Here is a 22077-nt window from a genome sequence, read left to right as displayed (position 1 = left end):
GTGAGATCCACTTTGGAAGATCATCCGGGTCGCGGGTGCCCGCCGGAGGCCCGTTTCCGGCGTCCGCCGGGGCCGTCACCGTCGCGCTCGGCCACCCACCGTTAGCTGCACCATGTAAACCTTTCGGCCGGTGGTGCACTCGTCGGAAATCTGACCGGCCCGCACCCGTTGTGCCGTTGCCGGAGTGTGGTTAAGCTCTGTCTTGCGCGCCCCAATCGCCCGCTTCCCCCGTGGCAGGCGATCGGGGCGCGCTTTCTTTGCGTCAGGCGCCGCGCAGTGTCACGCGCCGTGCCGGGCGCCGCGCAGGCACCCGGCACCCCGCCTCAGATCCAGCGGCCGTCCAGCCACATCCGGGCCGACCAGTCCGCGTACGGCAGCACCCGGCCCACGAAGATCGGGTAGAAGTAGGCGAAACAGAGCGCCACGAGCAACACGTACGCACCCGCGATGATCCCGCCCACCAGCCGCCTGTCGTGGACCTGTTGCGGGTCCGGTGGCGCGGCTGTGTTCGACACCGGCGCGGGAGTGGCGATCGCGCCGAGCACGTAGACCACCGCGAGCACCAGGAACGGCACCGCCGGGGCGGCGTAGAAGGAGAACATCGTCCGGCCGTCGAGGGCGAACCAGAACCACGGCAGCAGGCCGGCGGCGGCGCTGAGCAGGATCGCGCCCGCCCGCCAGTCGCGCCGGGCCAGGCCGAGCCAGGCGGTCGCGGCGATCGCCGGCAGGAACGACCACCACAGCAGCGGCGTGCCCAGCAGCAGCACCTCCGAGGCGCAGCTCGGCGCGCCGCAACTGCCGTCCCCGGACCAGTGGAACGCCACTGGTCGGCCGAGCAGCAGCCACTGCCAGGGCCAGGACTGGTACTTGTGCGGATCGTCGAGCTGGGTGTGGAAGCCGTACGCGGCCTTGTGGTACTCCCACAGGTTGATCAGCGCCCCGATGAACGGGGTGTCGCTCAGCTCCGGGTTGTTCGGGTAGCGCTCCGCCAGGCGGTAGTAGCCTTCCTGCCCGAGCAGCCAGCCCGACCAGGTCGCCACGTAGGTCACGACCATCAGCACACCGGCGGCGAGCAGCCAGGGCAGCTCGTCGAGCACGGCGTCGCGCCACGGCCGGCGTACCCCGGACGAGCGGCGGACGCCCACCTCCCAGAGCAGCACCAGCAACGCGAACGCCGGTACGAAGTAGAGCGCGCTCCACTTCACCGAGCAGGCGCAGCCGAGCAGCACACCTGCGGCCAGCCGCCACCACGGCCAGTCCCGCCAGCCCGACGACGGCCGGCCGGCCCGGCCCGGCTGCGTCGGGTCGAGCCCGCCCTCCAGCGCCCGCGCCCAGCGCCGCCGCCGGGCGTCCCGGTCGAGCACCAGCGCGCCGAACGCGGCGAGCACGAACAGCAGCAGGAAGATGTCGAGGATGGCCGTGCGGGACAGCACCAGGTGATAGCCGTCGAGCGCGAGCAGCAGACCGGCCGCGCAGCCGAGCACCGTGGAGCGGAACATCCGCCGCCCGATGCGGACCAGCAGCAGCACCGACAGGGTGCCCGCCACGGCCGCGCCGAAGCGCCAGCCGAACTCCGGCGAGGTGGTGATCAGGTGGCCCGGCACCGAGACGCCGCTGTCCGCGTCCTGGTAGCCGAAGGCCCACTCGCCGATGCCGATCATCCACTTGCCCAGTGGTGGATGCACCACGTACGAGGGGCCGTTGTCCTTGTAGTTCCACTCGAAGCCGCGGTCGATCAGCCCGTACGCGTCCTTGGCGTAGTAGGTCTCGTCGAAGATCTTCCCGGGCGGGAAACTGAGCCCCACGAAGCGCAGGATCGCCGCGACGCCCACCACTACCGCTGTCGCCAGCCACGCCTGACCTCGGCCGATGCGATCATCGACGGTGGCGAGCCGGCGCCGCACGGCGGCGGGAAGCCCGCGCCCGGCGCCGTCGCCCCGGTCGGTGGTGGAAGGGTCCGGGTTCGCGCTCTGTGCTGTCGACGCACTCGTCACCCGGCGATCGTAGGCTGCGAAGGTGCCCGGTGGCGTCTGTCGTCTCCGAAATTGGTACGACCGTCGATGAAGGAGCGCACGCCGTGGGGGAAATGTCCGAGGTAGGCCGGCTCGTGTTGCTCGGCGCGCCGCTCGGCAACCCGGCCGACGCGTCCGCCCGGTTCCGCGAGGTGCTGGCCGCCGCCGACGTGGTCGCCGCCGAGGACACCCGGCGGCTGACCCGGCTGGCCCGCGACCTGGACGTGACGGTGCCCGGCCGGATCGTCTCGTACTTCGAGGGCAACGAGGAGCGGCGCACGCCCGAACTGGCCGAGGTGCTCGCCGCCGGCTACACGGTCGCGCTGGTCACCGACGGCGGCATGCCGAGCGTCTCCGACCCCGGCTACCGGCTGGTCCGGGCCGCGCTGGACGCCGGAGTGCCGGTCACCGCCGCGCCCGGGCCCAGCGCCGTGACCACCGCCCTGGCGCTGTCCGGGCTGCCCTGCGACAGGTTCTGCTTCGAGGGCTTCCTGCCGCGTACCCCCGGGGCCCGCCGTTCCCGGCTGCGTGCGCTCGCCGCCGAGGACCGCACGCTGGTGTTCTTCGAGGCGCCGCACCGCATCGCCGGCGCGCTCGCCGACCTGGCCGAGGCGTTCGGCGCCGACCGGCCCGCCGCGCTGTGCCGCGAGCTGACCAAGACGTACGAGGAAGTGGTCCGCCGGCCGCTCGGCGAGCTGGCCGAGTGGGCCGCCGAGGGCGACCCCCGGGGCGAGATCACCCTCGTCGTGGCCGGTGCACCGGCCACGCCCGCGGTCCGGCCGGACGACGAGACGCTGCGCGCGGCGGTGGCCGAACGCGAGGCGGCCGGGCTGTCCCGGCGGGACGCGATCACCGAGGTCGCCACCGCGTACGGGCTGCGGCGGCGGGAGGTGTACGCGGTGGTGCACAGCTGAGGCGGCGGGCGCCTCACCAGGCGGCGGCCAGGAAGCCGACGGTGATCAACGCGGGCCCGGCCAGCGCGAGGCCGACCGCCCAGCGCCGCTGCCGTTCGTCAGCGAGCCGGGTCGCCCCGGTCCACCTGGCGATCCCGGCGGCGCAGCCGGCGACCAGGGCCAGCCCCAGCAGCCAGCGCAGGTGCCGTCCGACCCCGGTGTCCGCGTAGGCGGTGGACCCGTCCGGCCCGGTCATCCGCGCCCGCAGCGAACTGCCGGTGTCGGTGCGTCCGGCCGGTACGCCGCTGACCCGTACCCCGTGGGCCTGGAACCGGTCGCCGTCGGCGAGGAAGATGCCCCGGCAGCGCTGGGTGAGCCCGCCGCCCGCGCACTGCGTGATCATCACGGTGCCGCCGGTCGAGTGCCCCACCGCCAGCCAGAACGGCCCGGCGCTCACCCAGGCGAAGAACGCGGCGAGCAGGCTCAGCGTCAGCAGTACGGCCAGCCCGGCGGGCGGGCTCGGCGGCGCGACCGGGCGGGCGCGTTCCCGCCGCGCCGGGTGCGGGGCGGGACGCGGGCGCGGCTCGTCGCGCAGCGGCGTGCCGTCCCAGTGCACCTCCTCGATCGGCGCCCACCCGCCGGACGAGGCGGCCTCGCGCTGCCAGCGCGGCTGGCGTACCGGCACGCGGTTCGGCACCGCGTCCACCGGCGCTCCGGTGGTCGGCTCCACCTCCACCGGCGGGTCCGCCGGGTCGAGCCGCGGCTGCGGGGCGACGGGCCCGCCGGGCGGCGCGGGCCGCGCCGCACGCCGGGTGGCGGCGGCCGACGGCTCGGGCGCCGCTGGTCTACTGGTCACGATGTTCATTTCACACCGGTACGTCGGGCTTGTCGGGCAGCTCACGCCGCGTGTCGGCGACAAATCGGACGTACGGTCGGAGCGCGCACCCCATTGGTTCGCGGCGCACCCACGTCAATCACTAGGCTTGCTGCTCATGAGTCACGTTCTCGCCGCGGTCGCCTGGCCCTACGCCAACGGCCCGCGCCACATCGGCCACGTATCCGGATTCGGCGTTCCCTCCGACGTCTTCTCCCGGTACATGCGGATGGCCGGTCACGACGTGCTCATGGTCTCCGGCACCGACGAACACGGCACCCCGATCCAGGTGCAGGCCGACGCCGAGGGGGTCACCCCGCGCGAGCTGGCCGACCGCTACAACCGGGTGATCGCCGAGGACCTGCGGGCGCTCGGCCTGTCGTACGACCTGTTCACCCGCACCACCACGCGCAACCACTACGCGGTGGTGCAGGAGCTGTTCACCGGCCTGTACCGCAACGGCTACATCGTCCCGAAGGTCACCACCGGGGCGATCTCCCCGTCCACCGGCCGGACGCTGCCCGACCGCTACATCGAGGGCACCTGCCCGATCTGCGGCTACGACAGCGCACGCGGCGACCAGTGCGACAACTGCGGCAACCAGCTCGACCCGATCGACCTGATCGACCCCAAGTCGAAGATCAACGGGGAGACGCCGGAGTTCGTCGAGACCGAGCACTTCTTCCTCGACCTGCCCGCCCTGGCCGACGCGCTGCGGCAGTGGCTGGACACCCGCGAGGGCTGGCGCCCGAACGTGCTGCGGTTCTCCCGCAACCTCCTCGACGACCTCCAGCCCCGGGCCATCACCCGCGACCTGGAGTGGGGCGTGCCGATCCCGCTCGACGACTGGCGCGACCGCCCGGACAAGCGGATCTACGTCTGGTTCGACGCGGTCATCGGTTACCTGTCCGCGTCCATCGAGTGGGCCCGCCGCACCGGCGACCCGGAGGCCTGGCGCAAGTGGTGGTCCGCCGACGGCGAGGGGAAGGACGCCGTCTCGTACTACTTCATGGGCAAGGACAACATCGTCTTCCACTCGGTGATCTGGCCGGCGCTGCTCGGTGGCTACTCCGGTGCGGGCGCCCGCGACGGCGAGCCGGGCGAGCTGGGCCGGCTCAACCTGCCCACCGAGGTCGTCTCCAGCGAATACCTGACCATGGAGGGGCGGAAGTTCTCCTCCTCCCGCAAGGTGGTCATCTACGTCCGGGACTTCCTGGAGCGCTACGACGCCGACGCGCTGCGCTACTTCATCGCGGTGGCCGGCCCGGAGAGCAACGACACCGACTTCACCTGGGCCGAGTTCCTGCGCCGCAACAACGACGAGCTGGTCGCCGGCTGGGGCAACCTGGTCAACCGGTCGGTGTCGATGGCGGCGAAGAACTTCGGCGCGATCCCGCCGGTCGACCCGGCCGGGCTCACCGAGGCCGACCAGGCGCTGCTGGACACCGCGAAGGCCGGCTTCGCCACCGTCGGCGACCTGATCGCCCGGCACCGGCAGAAGCAGGCCATCGGCGAGGCCATGAAGGTCGTCGCCGAGGCCAACAAGTACCTCTCCGAGCAGGCGCCGTGGAAGCTCAAGGGCGAGGACGACAAGCCCCGCATGGGCACCATCCTGCACGTCGCGCTCCAGGTCGTCAGCGACGCCAACACGCTGCTGACCCCGTTCCTGCCGCACTCCGCGCAGAAGATCCACGAGCTGCTCGGCGGCACCGGCGTGCACGCGCCCATGCCGGTGATCGAGGAGGTCGACGACCTCGACGGCGGGCCGTCGTACCCGGTGCTGACCGGTGACTACACGGTCGGGGCGCGCTGGGAGTCCGTACCCCTGGAGGTGGGCCGGCCGCTCGCGGCGCCGAAGCCGGTGTTCCGCAAGCTCGACCCGTCCATCGTCGAGGAGGAGCTGGCCCGCCTGGCCGGCTGACCACGCACGCGTGACCGCGGCCCCGGGGAGATCCCCGGGGCCGCGGTCGTCCGCCAGGTCAGGCGGTCGCCATGCTCGGCTTGCCGATGAACTCCATGATGGCCTTGTTGACCTCGGTGGGATGGGTCCACGGCGTGCCGTGCGGCGCACCCTTCAGCGTGACCAGCTTGGCGTCGGACAGCATGTTCACCAGCCGCTGGCCCGTCACCGGGAACGGCAGCACGTTGTCCTTGTCGCCCTGGATGATCAGCACCGGCACGTCGATGTTCGGCAGGTCACCGCGGAAGTCGGTCTGCCAGGCGTCCACCGAGTCGTGGGTGCCCTTGGCCGACGCCTGCGCGCCGATCTGCCAGTGCGCGTGGTACGCCTCGTCGCTGACCAGCTTCCCCCGGTTCTCGCTGGCGTTGAAGAACGCGTCGCAGAACTGGGTCAGGTAGGCGAACCGGTCCTGGATGATCGCCTTCTGGAACCCCTCGAACATGCTCTTGTCGACGCCCTCCGGGTCGTCGGGCGCCTTCAGCAGGTACGGCGCCAACGGGGCCATCAGGACCGCCCGGTCCACCCGGTCCGACCCGTACGCGCCCAGGTAGCGGGTCACCTCACCGGTGCCCATGGAGTGCCCGACCAGGATGGCGTTGCGCAGGTCCAGCTCGGTCATCAGCACGTCCAGGTCGGCGGCGAACGTGTCGTAGTCGTAGCCGCTGGCCGGCTGGGCGGAGTTGCCGAACCCTCGCCGGTCGTACGTGATCACCCGGTATCCGGCGTTCAGCAGCGGACCGCTCATCTTCTCCCAGGTCGCCCCGTTGAACGGGAAACCGTGGATCAGCACGATCGGCTGACCGGAACCGTGATCCTCGTAGTACAGGTCGATGGGTGCGGAGTTCTCCGTACCGACGGTGACGAAAGGCATGTCGGGATTCCCCCTCGCGCGGGTTTCTCGGACGCCCCACGCCTTCCCGACGTGCCCCCGTCTATGCGTGCCGGGCCGGATAGGGCAGGTCCGCCACCCGGTCGTCGGTCAGCTCGGCGCCCGGCGCCCAGACCTCGTACACGCCGCGTTCCAGACACTGCGCACCCGTCGCGGCCACCGCGTCCGGATCCGGGCGGCGCAGCCGCAACCGCAGCCAGCCGCCCTCCTCCCGCAGCACCAGGCACGGCACGCCGCGCCACGCCGCCGCGCGCACCCGCCGGGCCGCCGCGTCCACCGGGTACCGGGCCGCCCGGGTCATCGCCAGCACCCGGAACCCGCCCGGCTGGTCGGCCACCGCCTCGTACTCCGCACCCGCGTACGTGCCGACGAGCCGGGTGGAGCGCGGCGCGTCGCCGGTCGGCACGTACTCCTGGTCGGCGGAAAGCCCGGGTACCGCGGCGAGCAGGTGCCGCCACTGCGGACCGGCCAGGCGCAGCCAGCCCCGCTGCTCCGCCTGGTAGGTGTAGAGCACCACCTCCACCCCCTCGGCCGGGTAGGCCAGCAGCGTGGCGTTCGCCGGCATCGGCAGGTCGGCGAAGTCCCGGGTGACGAACTCCGGTACGAGCTGCGCGCTGCTCGGCACGAACCCGGTACCGAGCACCGGCGGCCCCAGCCGGTCCCGGGGCGGCAAGGCCATGAGCCCTCGGTGCGCCGCGCCCACCGGCACGTCGTAGTCGGCCGGGTCGGCGGCCCGCCAGCGCAGCGCGTACGCCACGTCACCGCCCTCGGAGTCGCCCCGCAGCACCGCCATCCCGGCCGGCGTCCGCAGGTGTGCCACGTCGTGCTCCCGGTAGCAGAAGCCGTGCGGCAGCCAGCCGCGCACGTACCCGGCGAGCTGCCGGGCCGAGAGCACCTTGACCATCCGGGTACCGGGCCGGATCACCGCCGACGCCCGTACCGCGGCGAGCGTCGGATCGGCCGCCGCGCCCGGCTGCTGACTGAGCTGGTGCAGGTACGCCCAGCCCCGGTCGCGGTGCACCGGCATCAGCAGCGGCGCGTCCGTGTCGTCGGCCGACCCGGCGCCCCCGTGCACCGCGTCCACCTCGGTGGCGTGCACGAACCGGCGCCACGGATAGCCGCCGCCCGGCCGGGGACACCACTCGAACCCGGGTGCCTCGTCGGCGCTGAACAACTCGTACGCCGCGCCCCGGGCGATCTCCTCGGCCGGGTGCACCCGGCCGCCGTACGTCACGCGCAACCCGGCCCGGTCGGAGGCGGGCCCGCCGGCCTGGTCGGTGACGGTCACTCCGGGACGCTAAGCCCGCCAGATGTGGGGCACGTGAACAGGCGGTGGCGGTCCGGGAACGCCGCCCCGGGCCGGTGTGTGATGCTGGCCGCGATGACCGAGCAGACCGAGACCCGCAAGCAGCGCGCCGCCCGCCGGGCCGGGGAGTTCCCGCCCGCCCCCGAGCCGCTGCCCGTACCCGTGCTGGACAGCCACACCCACCTCGACATCACCGTCGGCGAGTTCGGCACGCCTCCCGGCGGCGCCCCCGGCGACGACCCGGTGGCCGCCGCGATCGACGTCGCCGCCCGGGCCGGCGTGGACCGGCTCGTCCAGGTAGGGGTGGACGTCGACTCGTCCCGGTGGGGCGCCGACGTCGCCGACCGGTACGCCCCGGTGCTCGCCACAGTCGCGCTGCACCCGAACGAGGCGCCCCGGCTGGCCGACCTGGACGAGGCGCTGCGCGAGATCGAGACGCTCGCCGGCCGGGACCGGGTCCGGGGCGTCGGCGAGACCGGCATGGACTTCTTCCGTACCGGCGACGACGGGCGGGCCGCGCAGGAGGAGAGCTTCCGGGCGCACATCGCCATCGCCAAGCGGCACGGCAAGGCGCTGGTCATCCACGACCGGGACGCGCACGCCGACGTACTGCGCATCGTCGACGACGAGGGCGCCCCGGACACCGTGATCATGCACTGCTTCTCCGGCGACGCCGACTTCGCCCGTGAGTGCGTCCGGCGCGGCTTCCTGCTCAGCTTCGCCGGCACCGTCACGTTCGGCAGCGCCGCCGCGCTGCGCGAGGCCGCCGCCGTCACCCCACCGGAGCAGATGCTCGTGGAGACCGACGCGCCCTACCTCACCCCGATGCCGTACCGGGGACGGCCCAACGCGTCGTACCTGATCCCGCTGACGGTCCGCTTCCTCGCCGAGACCACCGGCACCGACCTGGACGAACTCTGCGCCACCATCTCCGCGACCGGCGACCGCGCGTTCGGGCCGTGGTGAGAGGATGCCCGGCGTGACCGGACTCCTCGGCCCGGCGGAGATCCGGGAACTCGCCGCGCGCCTCGGCGTCACGCCGACCAAGAAGCTCGGCCAGAACTTCGTGCACGACCCGAACACCGTGCGCCGGATCGTCACCACCGCCGGGCTCACCCCGGACGACGTGGCGCTGGAGGTCGGCCCCGGGCTCGGCTCGCTCACGCTCGCCCTGCTCCCGGTCGCCGCGCACGTGCACACGGTGGAACTCGACCCGGCGCTCGCCGCCGCGCTGCCGGAGACCGCAGCCCGCTTCGCCGGTACGGCCGCCGAGCGGCTCACCGTCCATCCGGCCGACGCGCTGCGGGTCACCGCCGCCGACCTGGCCGGCCCGGCGCCGACCGCGCTGGTGGCGAACCTGCCCTACAACGTCGCCGTGCCGGTCGTGCTGCACCTGCTCGCCGAGCTGCCCACGCTGCGCCACGGCCTGGTGATGGTGCAGAAGGAGGTCGCCGACCGGCTCGTCGCCGGTCCCGGCTCCAAGGTGTACGGCATCCCGTCGGTCAAACTCGCCTGGTACGCCCGCTCCCGCGCCGCCGGCAAGGTCCCGCCGAACGTGTTCTGGCCGGTGCCGAACGTCGACTCCGGTCTGGTCGCGTTCACCCGGCGCGAGCCGCCCCGGCCGGACGTACCCCGGAAGGCCGTCTTCGCCGTCGTCGACGCCGCGTTCGCGCAGCGCCGCAAGACGCTGCGCGCCGCCCTGGCCGGCTGGGCCGGCGGCGCGGACCGGGCCGCCGCCGCGCTCACCGCCGCCGGCGTGGATCCGGGCGCCCGGGGCGAATCGCTCACCGTCGAGCAGTTCGCCGCCATCGCCGCGTCGGCCCCGGACGCCCCCGGCGGCGAGCAGTAGGCTGGCGCCGTTGCCCGACCCCTCGCCGAGGAGCTGACCGTGCCGAAGCCGTTCGACATCCGCCCACGTCCGGTGGAGTCCAGCCGGTGACCGAGGCATGGCGACCGGGGGACGAGGACGGGCAGCGGCGCGGGGCCGGCGGCCCGGTCAAGGTGCGGGTGCCCGCCAAGGTCAACCTGCATCTCGGGGTCGGACCGCTGCGGCGTGACGGCTACCACGAGCTGAACACCGTCTACCACGCGATCTCCATCTACGACGAGCTGACCGCCCGTCGCGGCGACACGCTCACCCTCACGATGGAGGGCGAGGGCGCCGGCGAGCTGGCGCTGGACGACACCAACCTGGCGCTGCGCGCCGCGCACGCGCTCGCCGGTTACGCGGGCGTCGCCCCGCACGCCCGGCTGCACCTGCGCAAGCAGATCCCGCTCGCCGGCGGGCTGGCCGGTGGCAGCGCCGACGCCGCCGCCGCGCTGGTCGCCTGCGACACGCTCTGGGGCACCGGGCTGTCCCGCGACGAGCTGGCCGGCATCGCCGCCGACCTCGGCTCCGACGTGCCGTTCCTGATCCACGGCGGCACCGCGCTCGGCACCGGCCGGGGCGAGGCGGTCAGCCCGGTGCTGGCCCGCCCCACGTCCTGGCACTGGGTGGTGGCGATCGCCGACGGCGGCCTGTCCACCCCGGCCGCGTACCGGGAACTGGACCGGCTGCGCGACGCCGGAGCCGCCGGCACGCCGCTGGGCAGCACCGACGCGCTGCTCGCCGCGCTGCGTCAGCGCGACCCGCGGGTGCTCGCCGCCACGCTCGGCAACGACCTCCAGGACGCCGCGCTGACCATGCGCCCGTCGCTGGCCGAGACGCTCAAGGCGGGCGAGGCCGCGGGCGCGCTCGCCGGCATCGTCTCCGGCTCCGGACCCACCTGCGTCTTCCTCGCCACCGGTGAAGCAGACGCGGTCCGGATCGCCGCCGAGATCACCGCCGCCGGGGTGTGCCGGGAGGCCCGCGTCGCGCACGGCCCGGTCGCCGGCGCCCGCGTGGTCTGACGCCCCGTACCCTTGACTCAGGCGTCCCGGGCCCCCGGGACGCCTGAGTCATGAAGGGTGGGTCAGTGGCCAACATCGTCAACCTGGACCGGGTGTCCAAGGGGTACGGCGCCGCGGGGCCGCTGCTCACCGACGTCTCGCTCGGCCTCGACGACGCCGACCGGGTCGGTGTGGTCGGTCTCAACGGCGCCGGCAAGTCGACGCTGCTGCGGCTGCTGACCCGCACCGAGGAACCCGACGACGGCCGCGTCACGCACCGCCGCGACCTGCGGGTGGCCTGGCTGCCGCAGCGCCTGGACCTGGCCCCCGAGCTGACCGTGCGGGACGTCGTGCTCGGCACCGCCTGGCTCGGCGAGAGCATGGGCGCCGAGCACGAGTGGGCCGGCGACGCGGGCGTGCGCGCCATCCTCGACGGCCTCGGCATGCCCCACCTCGGCCTGGACACGCCGGTCGGCCCGATGTCCGGCGGGGAACGCCGCCGCGTCGCGCTCGCCGCGCTGCTGGTCCGCGACGCCGACCTGCTCGTCCTCGACGAGCCCACCAACCATCTCGACGTCGGCGGCGTCGACTGGCTGGCCCGGCACCTCGTCACCCGCAAGGGCGCGCTCGTCGTGGTCACCCACGACCGCTGGTTCCTCGACGCCGTCTGCACCACCACCTGGGAGGTCGCCGACCAGACCGTCCGGGCGTACGAGGGCGGCTTCGCCGCGTGGACGCTCGCCCGCGTCGAACGGCAACGCGTCGCCGCCGCCACCGAGGCCCGCCGCCAGAACCTGCTCCGCAAGGAGATCGCCTGGCTGCGCCGGGGTGCCCCGGCCCGCACCTCGAAGCCCAAGTTCCGCATCGACGCCGCGAACGCGCTCATCGCCGACGTGCCGGAACCCCGCGACACCATGTCGCTGCAACGGCTCGCCACCGCCCGGCTCGGCAAGCAGGTGTACGACCTCGAACACGTCCGGCTGCACGCCGGCCCGAAGGAGATCCTGCACGACACGACCTGGCAGGTCGGTCCCGGCGACCGGGTCGCGATCCTCGGCCGCAACGGCGCCGGCAAGACCACCCTGCTGCGGATGCTCGCCGGGGTGACCGGCCCCGACGGCGGGCGCTTCGCCGCCGGGCAGACAGTCCGGCCCGCGTTCCTGTCCCAGGAACTCGCCGAACTCCCCGGCCACCTGCGCGTGCTGGAAGCCGTCGAGGAGGTGGCCCGGCGCGTGCAGTTCGGCGACCGGGAGATCAGCGCCGCCCAACTCGCCGAGATCTTCGGTTTCGACGACAAGCGGCTCTGGACCCCGGTGAGCGACCTGTCCGGCGGCGAGCGCCGCCGCCTGCAGATGCTGCGGCTGCTCGCCGGGGAACCCAACGTGCTGCTGCTCGACGAGCCCACGAACGACCTGGACACCGACACGCTCGCCGCGCTGGAGGACCTGCTCGACTCGTGGCCCGGCACGATCGTCGTGGCCAGCCACGACCGCTACCTGATCGAGCGGGTCACCGACGTCGCGTACGGCATGTTCGGTGACGGCCGGCTGGTGCACCTGCCCGGCGGAGTCGACGAATACCTCGCGCGCGCCGCCGCGTCCGGCGGCCCGGCGCCCGCCGATCTCACCCCGGCCACGGCGGCGCCGGCGCGCGAGGGCATGTCAGCGGCCGAGGTACGCGTCGCGAAGAAGGAACTGAACCGGCTGGAACGGCAGATCGCCAAGCTCGAACAGAAGGAGGCGGGCCTGCACGAGCAGCTCGCCGCGAACGCCACCGACTACGCCCGGGTCGCCGAGCTGGACGCCCAGCTCAAGGAGGTACGAGCCGAGCGGGACCGCACCGAGGAGACCTGGCTGGCCCTCGCCGAGGAGCTCCCGGGCGGCTGACCTGCCGCCGGGGTGGGGGGTGTGCGGCGTCACTGACCGGCGTACGGGAGAATCACCGGTGGAACCCTCGTCCGAACGGTCTTTTGGAGACGCAGAGATGGCCCACACCCCCGTCAACCACCCCGCGCGGCCGATCTACCGGGCGATCGGCGGGCTCGTTGGTCTGTACTTCGTCGTCTTCGGCGGCCTCGGCATCATCGCCAGCGCCGGCAACGACTTCCTCGCCCAGGACGACACCAAGGTCCTCGGCCAGGGCACCAACATGGCGTTCTCGCTGCTGTCGGTGCTGGTCGGCGTCGTGATCCTGGTCGGCACCGCGATCGGTCGCAACCTCGACGTGGCGATCAACCAGTGGCTGGCCTACACGCTGATGGTGATCGGCCTGGCCGCCCTGGCGTTCCTGCAGACCGACGCCAACATCTTCAACTTCTCGATCATGACCGACGTCGTGGTCCTGACCCTGTCGCTGGTGCTCCTGATGGTCGGCATGTACGGCAAGGTCGGCTCCGACGACGAGCACGAGGCCTGGCAGAAGGCCCGCCTGGTGCTCTGATCCCGTCTCGTACCCGAAGGCCCGGCGCAGCGCGCCGGGCCTTCGGTGTTTTCCGGACGCCGACGGACATCCCAAGCGACAATTGCCCCGAATCAGTCACATGGCTGGAGGGCATCATGGCGCACTTCCCGGTGAACCACCCCGCGCGGCCGCTCTACCGGGTGCTGTCCGGGCTCATCGGCCTCTACATCCTGGTCTTCGGCGTCTTCGGCGTCTTCCAGACCTGGGGCGAAGGGCTGTTCGGCCGGGACAGCGACTGGGCGCTCGGCCTGCGCACCAACCTGGCCTTCTCGCTGGTCTCGGTGGTGTTCGGCGCGGTCCTGCTGGTCGGGGCGTCCCGCCGCGACAACCTCGGCCACTACATGAACCTCACCGCCGGGGTGGTCTTCCTGGTCACCGGCATCCTGATGATGTCGGTGCTCCAGACCCCGGCGAACTTCCTGAACTTCTCCATGTCGACGGTCATCGTGTCGCTGCTGTTCGGGCTGGTCCTGCTCGCCACCGGCCTGTACGACAAGGTCGGCACACCCGAGCACGCCGAGGAGGAACGGCAGCGCCGCTACCACCCCATCGGGGAACGCTCTCGGTGACCGGCGCCCTCGTCGCCACGACGGGCGCCGCGGCTCATTGGAGCGTCGGGCGACCGCCGTCGGCCTGGTCCGTCCGCGGGTCGTGGAGCGCGCGAAGCGCGTCGAGTGCGACAGCGGTGAGAACGCCACGGCCGACACCGGCGCGGCCGAGCAACTCCATCCCCCGGGTGACCGCGACGAAGTAGACCGCCAGTGACTGCACGTTCGCGTCCTCCGGGAGATCCCCGTTCTCCCGGGCGTGTTCCAGGCATCCGGCGTAGACCCCGGCGAGCTGCTCGATGCCGGCTTTCGTGACGGTCGAGAGCGGGTCCTCCTCGCCTGTCGACTCGACGAGCGCGCGCGTGGTGAGTGAGACCCGCCGATCGCTGCTGCTGAACTCGATCGCCATGCGGAGCATGTGCCCCCGGATTCGTTCCAGCGGCGAAGCGCCGTCGTGCCCGAGTGCTTCCGAGACGGCGCGCGTTGCCTCCTCCCGATCCTCGGAGAGCGCCCGGAGGAACAGTTCCCGCTTCCCGCCGAAGGCGTTGTAGAGGCTCTGCTTGCCCAGGCCGGTCGCCCGCACCAGGTCGTCGAGGGTCGAGGCGGCGAGGCCGTGCACGGCGAACACCTCGCTGGCGCTGCTGACGACGTCGCTCTCGACGAACTTGCGGGGACGGGCCACGGGGGAAGCCTACGTTATTGACCATCCGGTCAAAAACTTGCTAGCGTGGGCGGCGCGCATCGGCGAGAACTGTTCCCGCGGTGGCGCGACAATCGAGGACGGGCAGAATGAAGAGCAACGAAGAGATCGTTCGCGAGGCGTACCGGCTGGCGGAAGGGGATGTCCTCGACGGGCCCGGCTTCCGCGCCCTGTTCACCGAGGACGGAACGTTCAACGACATGCCCAACGGGCTGACATTCCGCGGGGACCAGATTCCGCAGGCGCTGACCGGCTTCGCCGGCGTCTTTCCCGACGTCCACCGCGAACTGCTCGACGTGCATGCTCTCGGTGACGTCGTCGCCGTCGAACTACGAATTCAGGGCACCCACCTCGGCGGTTTCCCCACGCCGGCCGGCGAGATCCCGCCGACCGGCAACCGGATCGACGTGCCGACCGCTGATCTCTGGCATCTGCGGGACGGAAAGATCGAAAGGTTCGACTGCTACAACGCGGCGAACGTGCTGCTCGCCCAGATCGGTGCCGGCCCCGACTTCGACTCGGCGATCGCAGCCGCCGCAGGGGCGTAGTGCCACCACCGCACCGCACGGCCGAGGATCCGGCTCACGTCCCGATCGGCCCCGGCTTCGAGGCCAGGTGCGACAACCCGTTCCAGGCCAGATTCACCAGGTGCGCCGCCACCGTCTCCTTGCGCGGCTTGCGCACCTCCAGCCACCAGCGGCCGGTCAGCGCCACCATGCCCACCAGCGCCTGCGAGTAGAGCTCCGCCAGCTTCGGATCGTAGCCCCGGATGGAGAACTCGCCCGCCAGGATGTGTTCCACCTGGTGCGCCACGTCGTTCATCACGCTGCTGAAGTTGCCCGTCGCGGACATCAGCGGGGACTCCCGGACCAGCACCCGGAAGCCGCTGGTCTCCTCCTCGATGTAGGTCAGCAACGTCAACGCGGCCTGCTCCAGCAACTCCCTCGGATGACCTGCGGTCAGCGCCGTGGTGATCCGGTCCAGCAGCGAGCGGACCTCCCGGTCCACCACCACCGCGTAGAGCCCCTCCTTCCCGCCGAAGTGCTCGTAGACCACCGGCTTGGAGACCTTGGCGCGCGCCGCGATCTCCTCGATCGAGGTCGCGTCGAAGCCCTTCTCGGCGAAGATCTGCCGGGCGATCGAGATCAGCTGCTCGCGCCGCTGCGTCGCGGACATCCGTACCCGGGAGGGCTTCGCCGCCGGCACGGGCCGCCGACGGGTGCGGTCGTTGCCGGAAACGTCGGTCACCCGTCCATCCTGCCAGGCGCGACGCTCGCGGTCAGACCGGCCGCTGTCGTACGCACGTTCTAATCTGCGCCGGTGACCGACCCCCTCGCCGCCGAGGCGCGGCGCCTACGCGTGGACGAGCAGCTCTCCGTCGCCGAGATCCGGGCTCGCCTGGGCATCGGCCGCGACCGGGTGTACGCGCTGCTGCGCGGCATCCCGCCGCCGGCGTGGACCCCGCCGGCCACGCGCCCGGGACGACGCCCGTGCCGAAGCCCTGCGGCTGCGCACGGCGGGCCGGTCGGTCAATCAGATCGCGGTGCGGCTCGGGGTGGCGAAGTCGACCGCCTACCAGTGGGTGCGGCACCTGCCGCTGGATCCCGACGACGCGAGCGCGCAGCGGCGCCGCGAGCACTCGAAGGCGATGACGGAGGCGCGCTGGAGCGCGTACCGGGAGTCGCGCGACGCCGCACAGGCTGCGGAGCACGCCCGCGCCGCCGGTGTGGTCGGCGGTCTCGGCGAGCGGGACCTGCTGATGCTCGGTGCCGCGATCTACTGGTGCGAGGGAGTCAAGTCCAAGCCCTGGCGCCGGGCGGTGACAATCCAGTTCGTCAACACCGATCCGGGGTTGCTGGCCCTGTTCCTCCGATTCCTGGAGGTCTGCGGCGTGGACCGGACGGTGCCGACCTATCGCGTGAGCATCCACGAGTCGGCGGACGCCGAGGCCGCTGTGCGCTGGTGGGTGGCGCGGCTGCGGCTGCCCGCGGAGAGGTTTCGCCGTACGGTGCTCAAGCGGCACAACCCGACAACGGTACGGCGGAACACTGGCGACACCTATCACGGCTGCCTCGTGATCAGCGTGCCCCGCAGTCGTGAGCTCTACTGGCGGATCGAAGGTATGATCGCCGAGCTGTTCCGGATCGCGGGCGAAGCGCAAGGGAAGACGCTGCTCCGTAGGTCTTGACATGGCGATGGGGTGTGGGGTAACGGCAACCCGCAGGCCTTTGGAGCCTTGAGCTCCTGGTTCGAATCCAGGCACCCCAGCTCATTCGTCGGATCGCTCTCGGGCGAACGGCGTTTGTGCGGCCGGATGCGAATTGTGGCGAGCCGCGTGGTTAGCATGACCGCGAGACTGTCGCCGTCCCGACGGGAGCCACGTCGTGTCCCAGCCCCACCTCCGCACCGTTGTCGTGCTCGCCGCCGGTGAGGGCAAGCGGATGAAGTCGTCCCTGCCCAAGGTGCTGCACCCGCTGCTCGGTCGTACCCTGCTCGGTCACGTCCTCGCCGCGGCCGGTCCGCTCGGCGCGGACCGCACCGTGGTCGTGGTCGGCCACGGCGCCGACCAGGTCAGGGAGCACCTGACCGAGGTCGCCCCGGGTGCCACGCCGGTGCTTCAGGAGCGCCAGCTCGGCACCGGCCACGCGGTCCGCATCGCGCTGGACGCGGTGCCGGACGCGACAGGCACCGTCGTGGTGATCAACGGCGACGTGCCGCTGCTGCGGCCGGAGACGGTCCAGGCGCTCGTCGAGGCGCACGAGGACGCCGCCGCGGCGGCCACCGTGCTGGCCGCCGAGGTGCCGGACCCGACCGGCCTGGGCCGGATCGTGCGGGACGTGCAGGGGCACCTGGAGCAGATCGTCGAGGAGCGCGACGCCACCCCCCAGCAGCGCGCGCTGCGGGAGATCAACGCGGGCATCTACGCGTTCGACGCGGCCCGGCTGCGGGAGGCGCTGGGCAAGCTCTCCACCGACAACGACCAGGGCGAGGAGTACCTGACCGACGTCTTCGCGCTGCTGCGCGACGCCGGTGAGCCGGTGGCGGTGCACTGCGCCGCCGACCACGTGGAGACGCTCGGCTGCAACGACCGGGTCGAGCTGGCCGCGCTGCGCCGGCTGCTGCGCGACCGGGTCAATGAGGGCTGGATGCGTACCGGCGTCAGCATCCTCGACCCGCACACCACCTGGATCGACGTGACGGTGACCGTCGAGCGGGACGCGGTGATCGACCAGAACACGCAGCTCCAGGGCGCCACGACGGTCGGCGAGGGCGCGCTCGTCGGCCCGGACACCACGCTCGTCGACACGGTGGTGGGGGCGGGCGCGAGCATCGTGCGCAGCCAGGCGCTCGGCGCCGAGGTGGGTCCGCAGGCGAGCGTCGGCCCGTACGCGTACCTGCGGCCGGAGTCGCGGCTGGGCCGCAAGGCGAAGGTCGGCACGTTCGTGGAGACCAAGAAGGCGTCGATCGGTGACGGGTCGAAGGTGCCGCACCTGTCGTACGTGGGCGACGCGACGATCGGCGACCACAGCAACATCGGCGCGGCGACCGTCTTCGTCAACTACGACGGGGTACGCAAGCACCACACCACCATCGGCAGTCACGCCCGTACCGGGGCGGACAACATGTTCGTGGCGCCGGTGCGGGTGGGCGACGGCGCGTACACCGCTGCGGGTTCGGTGATCACCGGCGACGTGCCGCCCGGTGCGATGGCGGTGGCGCGTGGTCAGCAGCGCAACGTGGAGGGCTGGGTGCTGCGCAAGCGGGCCGGCACGGAAGCCGCGGAGGCGGCGCGGCGGGCCGGTGAGGGTGCGCCGGACACGGGCGGCGCCGCAAGCGAAGGTGACTGACTCCACGGCGATCGCCGGGCCGTGGGTGGATCGCTGAACCGGGGGCATACTGCAACCGAACAGTCCCCGGCCCCACCGCCGCCGGGCACCACCGACATACGGGAGCAGACGGGCCCATGGGCAGCATCGTCGCCGAAAACCGCAAGAGCCTGATGCTCTTCTCCGGGAGGGGTTTTCCGGAGCTGGCCAAGGAGATCGGTGAGGTGCTCGGCGTCGCGCCGACGCCGGCCGACGCGTACGACTTCGCCAACGGCGAGATCTTCGTACGGTACAAGGATTCGGTCCGTGGTTCGGACGCCTTCGTGGTGCAGTCCGTGACGCACGGCGTCAACACCTGGGTCATGGAGACCCTGATCATGGTCGACGCGCTGAAGCGCGGCTCGGCCAAGCGGATCACCGTGGTACTGCCGTTCTACCCGTACTCGCGGCAGGACAAGAAGCACCGTGGCCGGGAGCCGATCTCGGCGCGGCTGATCGCGGATCTGCTGAAGACCGCCGGCGCGAACCGGATCCTGACGGTGGACCTGCACACCGCGCAGATCCAGGGCTTCTTCGACGGCCCGGTGGACCACCTGTTCGCGATGGACGTGCTGGCCGAGTACGTGGAGCACAAGTACGCGGGCCGGCCGATGACCGTGGTGGCGCCGGACTCGGGCCGGGTGCGCGTGGCCGAGCGCTGGACCGACCGGCTGGGCGGCTGCCCGCTGGCGTTCATCCACAAGACCCGCGATCCGCTCAAGCCGAACCAGGTGGTGGCGAACCGGGTGGTCGGTGAGGTCGAGGGCCGGGTGTGCCTGATCGTGGACGACATGATCGACACCGGTGGCACGATCACCAAGGCGGCGGACATCCTCAAGGAGCAGGGCGCGGCGGAGATCGTGGTCGCCTCGACCCACGCGCTGCTGTCCGACCCGGCGACGGAGCGGCTGAAGAACAGCCCGATCAGCGAGGTCGTGGTGACGAACACGCTGCCGCTGCCGTCGGAGAAGCAGCTGGACAAGCTGACCGTACTGTCGATCGCCCCGCTGCTCGCGCGGGCGATCCGGGAGGTCTTCGACGACGGCTCGGTGACCACCCTGTTCGGTGGCCTGAGCTGAGCGTGCGGTCCGGTCGCCGGGAGTTCCCGGCGGCCGGGCCGATGCCCTGCGGAACCGGCGGGGCGGTGATATGGGGGACTGCCGGAGAGCCGGGAAATCCCTCGGGTAGACTGGTGCGGTTGCCACGGCGAGGGTGCCCGGCGGGCTGCTGACAAGCACCGCACGGAGGCGCCGTCATCGACGCGGTGCTCCGGGCGGTCGTTCATGACCCTAGCCCCAGCGAGCCCCTCGCCCCAGCACCGCCAGACGACAAGCCGCCGCAGCGAAGCATCAGGAGTTTCCCCGTGTCCGAGGTAAAGATCAGCGCCGAGCCCCGTACCGAGTTCGGCAAGGGTGGTGCCCGTCGTACCCGCCGGGCCGGCAAGGTGCCCGCCGTGCTGTACGGCCACGGCGAGAAGCCCAAGCACATCGCGCTTCCGGCGCGGGAGTTCGCCGCCGCGATCCGCAAGGGCGGCGCGAACCAGCTCTTCGCGATCGAGGTCAGCGACGGCACCCAGGTGCTGGCGCTGCCGAAGGCGATCCAGCGTGACCCGATCAAGGACACCTTCGAGCACGTGGACCTGCTGCTGGTCCGCCGCGGCGAGAAGGTCACCGTCGAGGTCCCGGTCCAGCTGACCGGTGAGGCCGCGAAGGACACCCTGATCGTGCACGACCACGACACGCTGTCGGTGACCGCCGACGCGACCAAGGTGCCGGACCACCTGGAGGCGTCGATCGAGGGCGCCGAGCCGGGCACCACGATCACCGCTGCCGACGTCGAGCTGCCGTCCGGCGTCGAGCTGGCCACCGACGAGGAGACCGCTGTCGCCTCGGTGACCGCCGCTCCGACCGCCGAGCAGCTCGAGGCCACCCTCCCCGAGGTCGAGGAGGCCGCAGAGGAGGCCGAGGCCGAGGTCGGCGAGGAGACCGCCGAGGGTGCCGAGGGCGCTCCGGCCGCCGAGGGCGAGGAGGCCCCGGCCGAGGCGAAGACCGAGGCCTGACCGGTCCGCAAGGCTGTGCGACAGGCGTCCCCGGTTCCGGGGGCGCCTGTCGGCGTATCGGGACGGCTGGTCGGGCGAGCGAGCGGGAAGGGGCGTCGGGTGACGGACGAGGCGGGACCGTGGCTGGTGGTCGGCCTGGGCAACCCCGGCCGGGAGTACGCGGGCAACCGGCACAACGTCGGGTTCATGGTGGCCGACCTGCTGGCGGCCCGGGTGGGCGCGAAGTTCGGGCGGCACAAGCGCGCGATGGCCGAGGCCGCCGAGGGGCGGCTGGGGTTCGGCGGCCCGAAGCTGGTGCTGCTGAAGCCGTTGACGTACATGAACCTCTCCGGCGGTCCGGTGGCCGGGCTGGCGCAGTTCCACAAGATCCCGCCGGCGCACGTGATCGCGGTCCACGACGAGCTGGACATCCCGTACGGGCAGGTGCGGGTGAAGTGCGGCGGCGGCGAGGGCGGGCACAACGGTCTGCGCTCGATGTCGAAGTCGCTCGGCACGAAGGACTACGTGCGGGTGCGGTTCGGCATCGGCCGGCCGCCGGGCCGGCAGGACCCGGCCGACTACGTACTCTCGGATTTCTCCCCGTCGGAGCGCAAGGAGCTGGAGTTCCTGGTGGACCGCGCGGCGGACGTGGTGGAGTCGGTGGTCCTGAAGGGCGTGGAGCCGACGCAGAACCTGTACCACGGGGGTTGACCGGCGGGGCGGAGCGCGGCCGGTAGCCTCGGGCGGCGGGAGCGAAGGCGGGTGACGGGAGCATCATGGGCAGTCCTCCGATGATCGACGGCGGTTTCGCCCGGTGGCTGGCGTCCCGGGCCGGTCAGGCGCTGACGGCCCTGCGCGCGGAGATGGGCTTCGCCGACGCGGGCGCGCTCCGGTCGGCCGGTGACAAGGTCTCGCACGACCTGATCCGCACCGAGCTGGCGAAGTGGCGGCCGGCGGACGCGGTGCTGTCGGAGGAGGACGAGGGCTCGCGGCTGGCCTGGACGGCGGAGGTGACGGACGCGGCGTTGTCGCGCCTGAACGCGGACCGGGTCTGGATCATCGACCCGTTGGACGGCACCCGGGAGTACGCGGAGGAGGGGCGCGCGGACTGGGCGGTGCACGTGGCGCTCTGGTCGCGTAACGCGTCGAGGCCGCACGGTCTGGTGGCGGGCGCGGTGGCGCTGCCGGCCCAGCACCGGGTGCTGGGCACGGACCACCCGCCGGCGTACCCGCCGATGACCGTGGAGGCGGCCACCGGGGGCGGCGCGCGGGTCATCCGGTTGGCGGCCAGTCGTAGCCGTCCGCCGGTTTTCCTGACCGACCTGGCAGAGGACGTCGGCGCTCATCTGGTTCCGATGGGCTCGGCGGGCGCGAAGATCGCCGCCGTGGTGACCGGCGAGGTCGACGCGTACATCCATGCGGGCGGTCAGTACGAGTGGGATTCGGCCGCTCCGGTCGCTGTGGCGACGGCCACCGGTCTGCATGCTTCCCGGATCGACGGTTCTGCGCTGAAATACAACGGGGCCGACCCGCGTCTACCGGATCTGCTGGTCTGCCGCAAGGATCTCGCGAGTCGGTTGCTTGCAGCGTTGCAGCGGCATTCCGGGTAACCTGAGCGTTCTTCTTCACGAGTCCGACCTGAAAGGTCTGGAATCCGATGTAC

The 22077-nt window shown here is 72.3% G+C and carries 20 protein-coding genes, 1 tRNA gene and 1 pseudogene; 16 read left to right on the top strand and 6 right to left on the bottom strand.

Features of this window, described 5'->3' with window-relative positions:
* Positions 1–323: 323 nt before the first annotated feature.
* The gene (locus IRY44_RS01570; RefSeq protein ID WP_194798679.1) at positions 324–1994 is read right to left on the bottom strand and encodes a dolichyl-phosphate-mannose--protein mannosyltransferase; all 1671 of its coding nucleotides are present in this window, start codon (positions 1992–1994) and stop codon (positions 324–326) included.
* Between the two features lie 92 nt (positions 1995–2086).
* Between IRY44_RS01570 and rsmI the strand changes: the two genes are divergently transcribed.
* On the top strand, positions 2087–2926 hold the full coding sequence (rsmI, locus tag IRY44_RS01565; RefSeq protein WP_228531347.1) for a 16S rRNA (cytidine(1402)-2'-O)-methyltransferase: 840 nt from the start codon (positions 2087–2089) through the stop codon (positions 2924–2926).
* 13 nt (positions 2927–2939) lie between these two features.
* On the opposite strand, the gene IRY44_RS01560 is transcribed toward rsmI, so the two are convergent.
* Positions 2940–3770, bottom strand: coding sequence for a hypothetical protein (locus IRY44_RS01560; RefSeq protein ID WP_228531245.1), 831 nt, complete (start codon positions 3768–3770; stop codon positions 2940–2942).
* A 127-nt stretch (positions 3771–3897) separates the two neighbouring features.
* Here IRY44_RS01560 and metG point away from each other — a divergent pair, with 127 nt between their 5' ends.
* Positions 3898–5700 carry a methionine--tRNA ligase gene (gene metG, locus IRY44_RS01555; protein WP_120573982.1) on the top strand — a complete coding sequence of 601 codons (1803 nt, stop codon included), beginning with the start codon at positions 3898–3900 and terminating at the stop codon, positions 5698–5700.
* A gap of 58 nt (positions 5701–5758) precedes the next feature.
* On the opposite strand, the gene IRY44_RS01550 is transcribed toward metG, so the two are convergent.
* The gene (locus IRY44_RS01550) at positions 5759–6610 is read right to left on the bottom strand and encodes an alpha/beta fold hydrolase (protein ID WP_194798677.1); all 852 of its coding nucleotides are present in this window, start codon (positions 6608–6610) and stop codon (positions 5759–5761) included.
* A 61-nt stretch (positions 6611–6671) separates the two neighbouring features.
* Positions 6672–7916 (bottom strand): hypothetical protein, encoded by a 1245-nt coding sequence (locus tag IRY44_RS01545; protein ID WP_194798676.1) that lies wholly within the window; start codon positions 7914–7916, stop codon positions 6672–6674.
* Positions 7917–7997: 81 nt separating this feature from the next.
* On the opposite strand from IRY44_RS01545, the gene IRY44_RS01540 reads away from it, so the two are divergent.
* The 6 genes from IRY44_RS01540 (at position 7998) to IRY44_RS01515 (ending at position 13831) form a co-directional block, all read left to right on the top strand.
* A complete protein-coding gene (locus IRY44_RS01540) occupies positions 7998–8900 on the top strand; it encodes a TatD family hydrolase (protein ID WP_194798675.1) in 903 nt (300 codons plus the stop codon).
* A gap of 13 nt (positions 8901–8913) precedes the next feature.
* Positions 8914–9783, top strand: a complete 870-nt coding sequence (gene rsmA / locus IRY44_RS01535; RefSeq protein WP_194798674.1) for a 16S rRNA (adenine(1518)-N(6)/adenine(1519)-N(6))-dimethyltransferase RsmA — start codon at positions 8914–8916, stop codon at positions 9781–9783.
* 86 nt (positions 9784–9869) lie between these two features.
* A complete protein-coding gene (locus tag IRY44_RS01530; RefSeq protein WP_194798673.1) occupies positions 9870–10823 on the top strand; it encodes a 4-(cytidine 5'-diphospho)-2-C-methyl-D-erythritol kinase in 954 nt (317 codons plus the stop codon).
* A gap of 65 nt (positions 10824–10888) precedes the next feature.
* Positions 10889–12688 (top strand): ABC-F family ATP-binding cassette domain-containing protein, encoded by a 1800-nt coding sequence (locus tag IRY44_RS01525; RefSeq protein WP_194798672.1) that lies wholly within the window; start codon positions 10889–10891, stop codon positions 12686–12688.
* 97 nt (positions 12689–12785) lie between these two features.
* Positions 12786–13241 carry a DUF4383 domain-containing protein gene (locus tag IRY44_RS01520; RefSeq protein WP_194798671.1) on the top strand — a complete coding sequence of 152 codons (456 nt, stop codon included), beginning with the start codon at positions 12786–12788 and terminating at the stop codon, positions 13239–13241.
* A gap of 116 nt (positions 13242–13357) precedes the next feature.
* Complete coding sequence (locus tag IRY44_RS01515; RefSeq protein WP_194798670.1) at positions 13358–13831, top strand: DUF4383 domain-containing protein; 474 nt, start codon at positions 13358–13360, stop codon at positions 13829–13831.
* A gap of 34 nt (positions 13832–13865) precedes the next feature.
* Here the strand turns inward: IRY44_RS01515 and IRY44_RS01510 are convergent, their stop codons facing one another.
* Positions 13866–14492 carry a TetR/AcrR family transcriptional regulator gene (locus IRY44_RS01510; RefSeq protein ID WP_194798669.1) on the bottom strand — a complete coding sequence of 209 codons (627 nt, stop codon included), beginning with the start codon at positions 14490–14492 and terminating at the stop codon, positions 13866–13868.
* 107 nt (positions 14493–14599) lie between these two features.
* Here IRY44_RS01510 and IRY44_RS01505 point away from each other — a divergent pair, with 107 nt between their 5' ends.
* Entirely contained in the window at positions 14600–15058 is a 459-nt protein-coding gene (locus tag IRY44_RS01505; RefSeq protein WP_121686223.1) for an ester cyclase, read from the top strand.
* Between the two features lie 34 nt (positions 15059–15092).
* On the opposite strand, the gene IRY44_RS01500 is transcribed toward IRY44_RS01505, so the two are convergent.
* A complete protein-coding gene (locus IRY44_RS01500) occupies positions 15093–15758 on the bottom strand; it encodes a TetR/AcrR family transcriptional regulator (protein ID WP_194798668.1) in 666 nt (221 codons plus the stop codon).
* 307 nt (positions 15759–16065) lie between these two features.
* On the opposite strand from IRY44_RS01500, the gene IRY44_RS01495 reads away from it, so the two are divergent.
* The 7 genes and pseudogenes from IRY44_RS01495 to IRY44_RS01465 all read left to right on the top strand — a co-directional run bounded on the left by IRY44_RS01495 (position 16066) and on the right by IRY44_RS01465 (position 22024).
* Positions 16066–16698 carry a resolvase gene (locus IRY44_RS01495; RefSeq protein ID WP_255532902.1) on the top strand — a complete coding sequence of 211 codons (633 nt, stop codon included), beginning with the start codon at positions 16066–16068 and terminating at the stop codon, positions 16696–16698.
* Positions 16699–16706: 8 nt separating this feature from the next.
* Positions 16707–16778: transfer RNA gene (locus IRY44_RS01490), tRNA-Gln, on the top strand.
* 116 nt (positions 16779–16894) lie between these two features.
* Positions 16895–18418, top strand: a pseudogene (glmU, locus tag IRY44_RS01485) (bifunctional UDP-N-acetylglucosamine diphosphorylase/glucosamine-1-phosphate N-acetyltransferase GlmU); the annotation flags it as partial.
* 56 nt (positions 18419–18474) lie between these two features.
* Positions 18475–19455, top strand: coding sequence for a ribose-phosphate diphosphokinase (locus tag IRY44_RS01480; protein ID WP_013283956.1), 981 nt, complete (start codon positions 18475–18477; stop codon positions 19453–19455).
* A 284-nt stretch (positions 19456–19739) separates the two neighbouring features.
* Positions 19740–20435 (top strand): 50S ribosomal protein L25/general stress protein Ctc, encoded by a 696-nt coding sequence (locus IRY44_RS01475; RefSeq protein ID WP_194798666.1) that lies wholly within the window; start codon positions 19740–19742, stop codon positions 20433–20435.
* A gap of 99 nt (positions 20436–20534) precedes the next feature.
* Positions 20535–21125 (top strand): aminoacyl-tRNA hydrolase, encoded by a 591-nt coding sequence (gene pth / locus IRY44_RS01470; protein ID WP_043326805.1) that lies wholly within the window; start codon positions 20535–20537, stop codon positions 21123–21125.
* A gap of 65 nt (positions 21126–21190) precedes the next feature.
* The gene (locus IRY44_RS01465; protein WP_194798665.1) at positions 21191–22024 is read left to right on the top strand and encodes an inositol monophosphatase family protein; all 834 of its coding nucleotides are present in this window, start codon (positions 21191–21193) and stop codon (positions 22022–22024) included.
* Positions 22025–22077: the final 53 nt, after the last annotated feature.

Origin of the sequence: Micromonospora sp. ANENR4 (assembly GCF_015354395.1) — a bacterium.
Taxonomy (GTDB): domain Bacteria; phylum Actinomycetota; class Actinomycetes; order Mycobacteriales; family Micromonosporaceae; genus Micromonospora; species Micromonospora aurantiaca.
This window is presented reverse-complemented; position numbering and strand designations above follow the sequence as displayed.

What these genes read in the sequence shown, in the direction of transcription:
- IRY44_RS01550 (WP_194798677.1), bottom strand. Translation starts at nt 6,610, where the DNA reads ATGCCTTTCGTCACCGTCGGTACGGAGAACTCCGCACCCATCGACCTG.
- IRY44_RS01560 (WP_228531245.1), bottom strand. Translation starts at nt 3,770, where the DNA reads ATGAACATCGTGACCAGTAGACCAGCGGCGCCCGAGCCGTCGGCCGCC.
- metG (WP_120573982.1), top strand. Translation starts at nt 3,898, where the DNA reads ATGAGTCACGTTCTCGCCGCGGTCGCCTGGCCCTACGCCAACGGCCCG.
- IRY44_RS01465 (WP_194798665.1), top strand. Translation starts at nt 21,191, where the DNA reads ATGGGCAGTCCTCCGATGATCGACGGCGGTTTCGCCCGGTGGCTGGCG.
- rsmI (WP_228531347.1), top strand. Translation starts at nt 2,087, where the DNA reads ATGTCCGAGGTAGGCCGGCTCGTGTTGCTCGGCGCGCCGCTCGGCAAC.
- IRY44_RS01505 (WP_121686223.1), top strand. Translation starts at nt 14,600, where the DNA reads ATGAAGAGCAACGAAGAGATCGTTCGCGAGGCGTACCGGCTGGCGGAA.
- IRY44_RS01480 (WP_013283956.1), top strand. Translation starts at nt 18,475, where the DNA reads ATGGGCAGCATCGTCGCCGAAAACCGCAAGAGCCTGATGCTCTTCTCC.
- IRY44_RS01520 (WP_194798671.1), top strand. Translation starts at nt 12,786, where the DNA reads ATGGCCCACACCCCCGTCAACCACCCCGCGCGGCCGATCTACCGGGCG.
- IRY44_RS01515 (WP_194798670.1), top strand. Translation starts at nt 13,358, where the DNA reads ATGGCGCACTTCCCGGTGAACCACCCCGCGCGGCCGCTCTACCGGGTG.
- IRY44_RS01540 (WP_194798675.1), top strand. Translation starts at nt 7,998, where the DNA reads ATGCTGGCCGCGATGACCGAGCAGACCGAGACCCGCAAGCAGCGCGCC.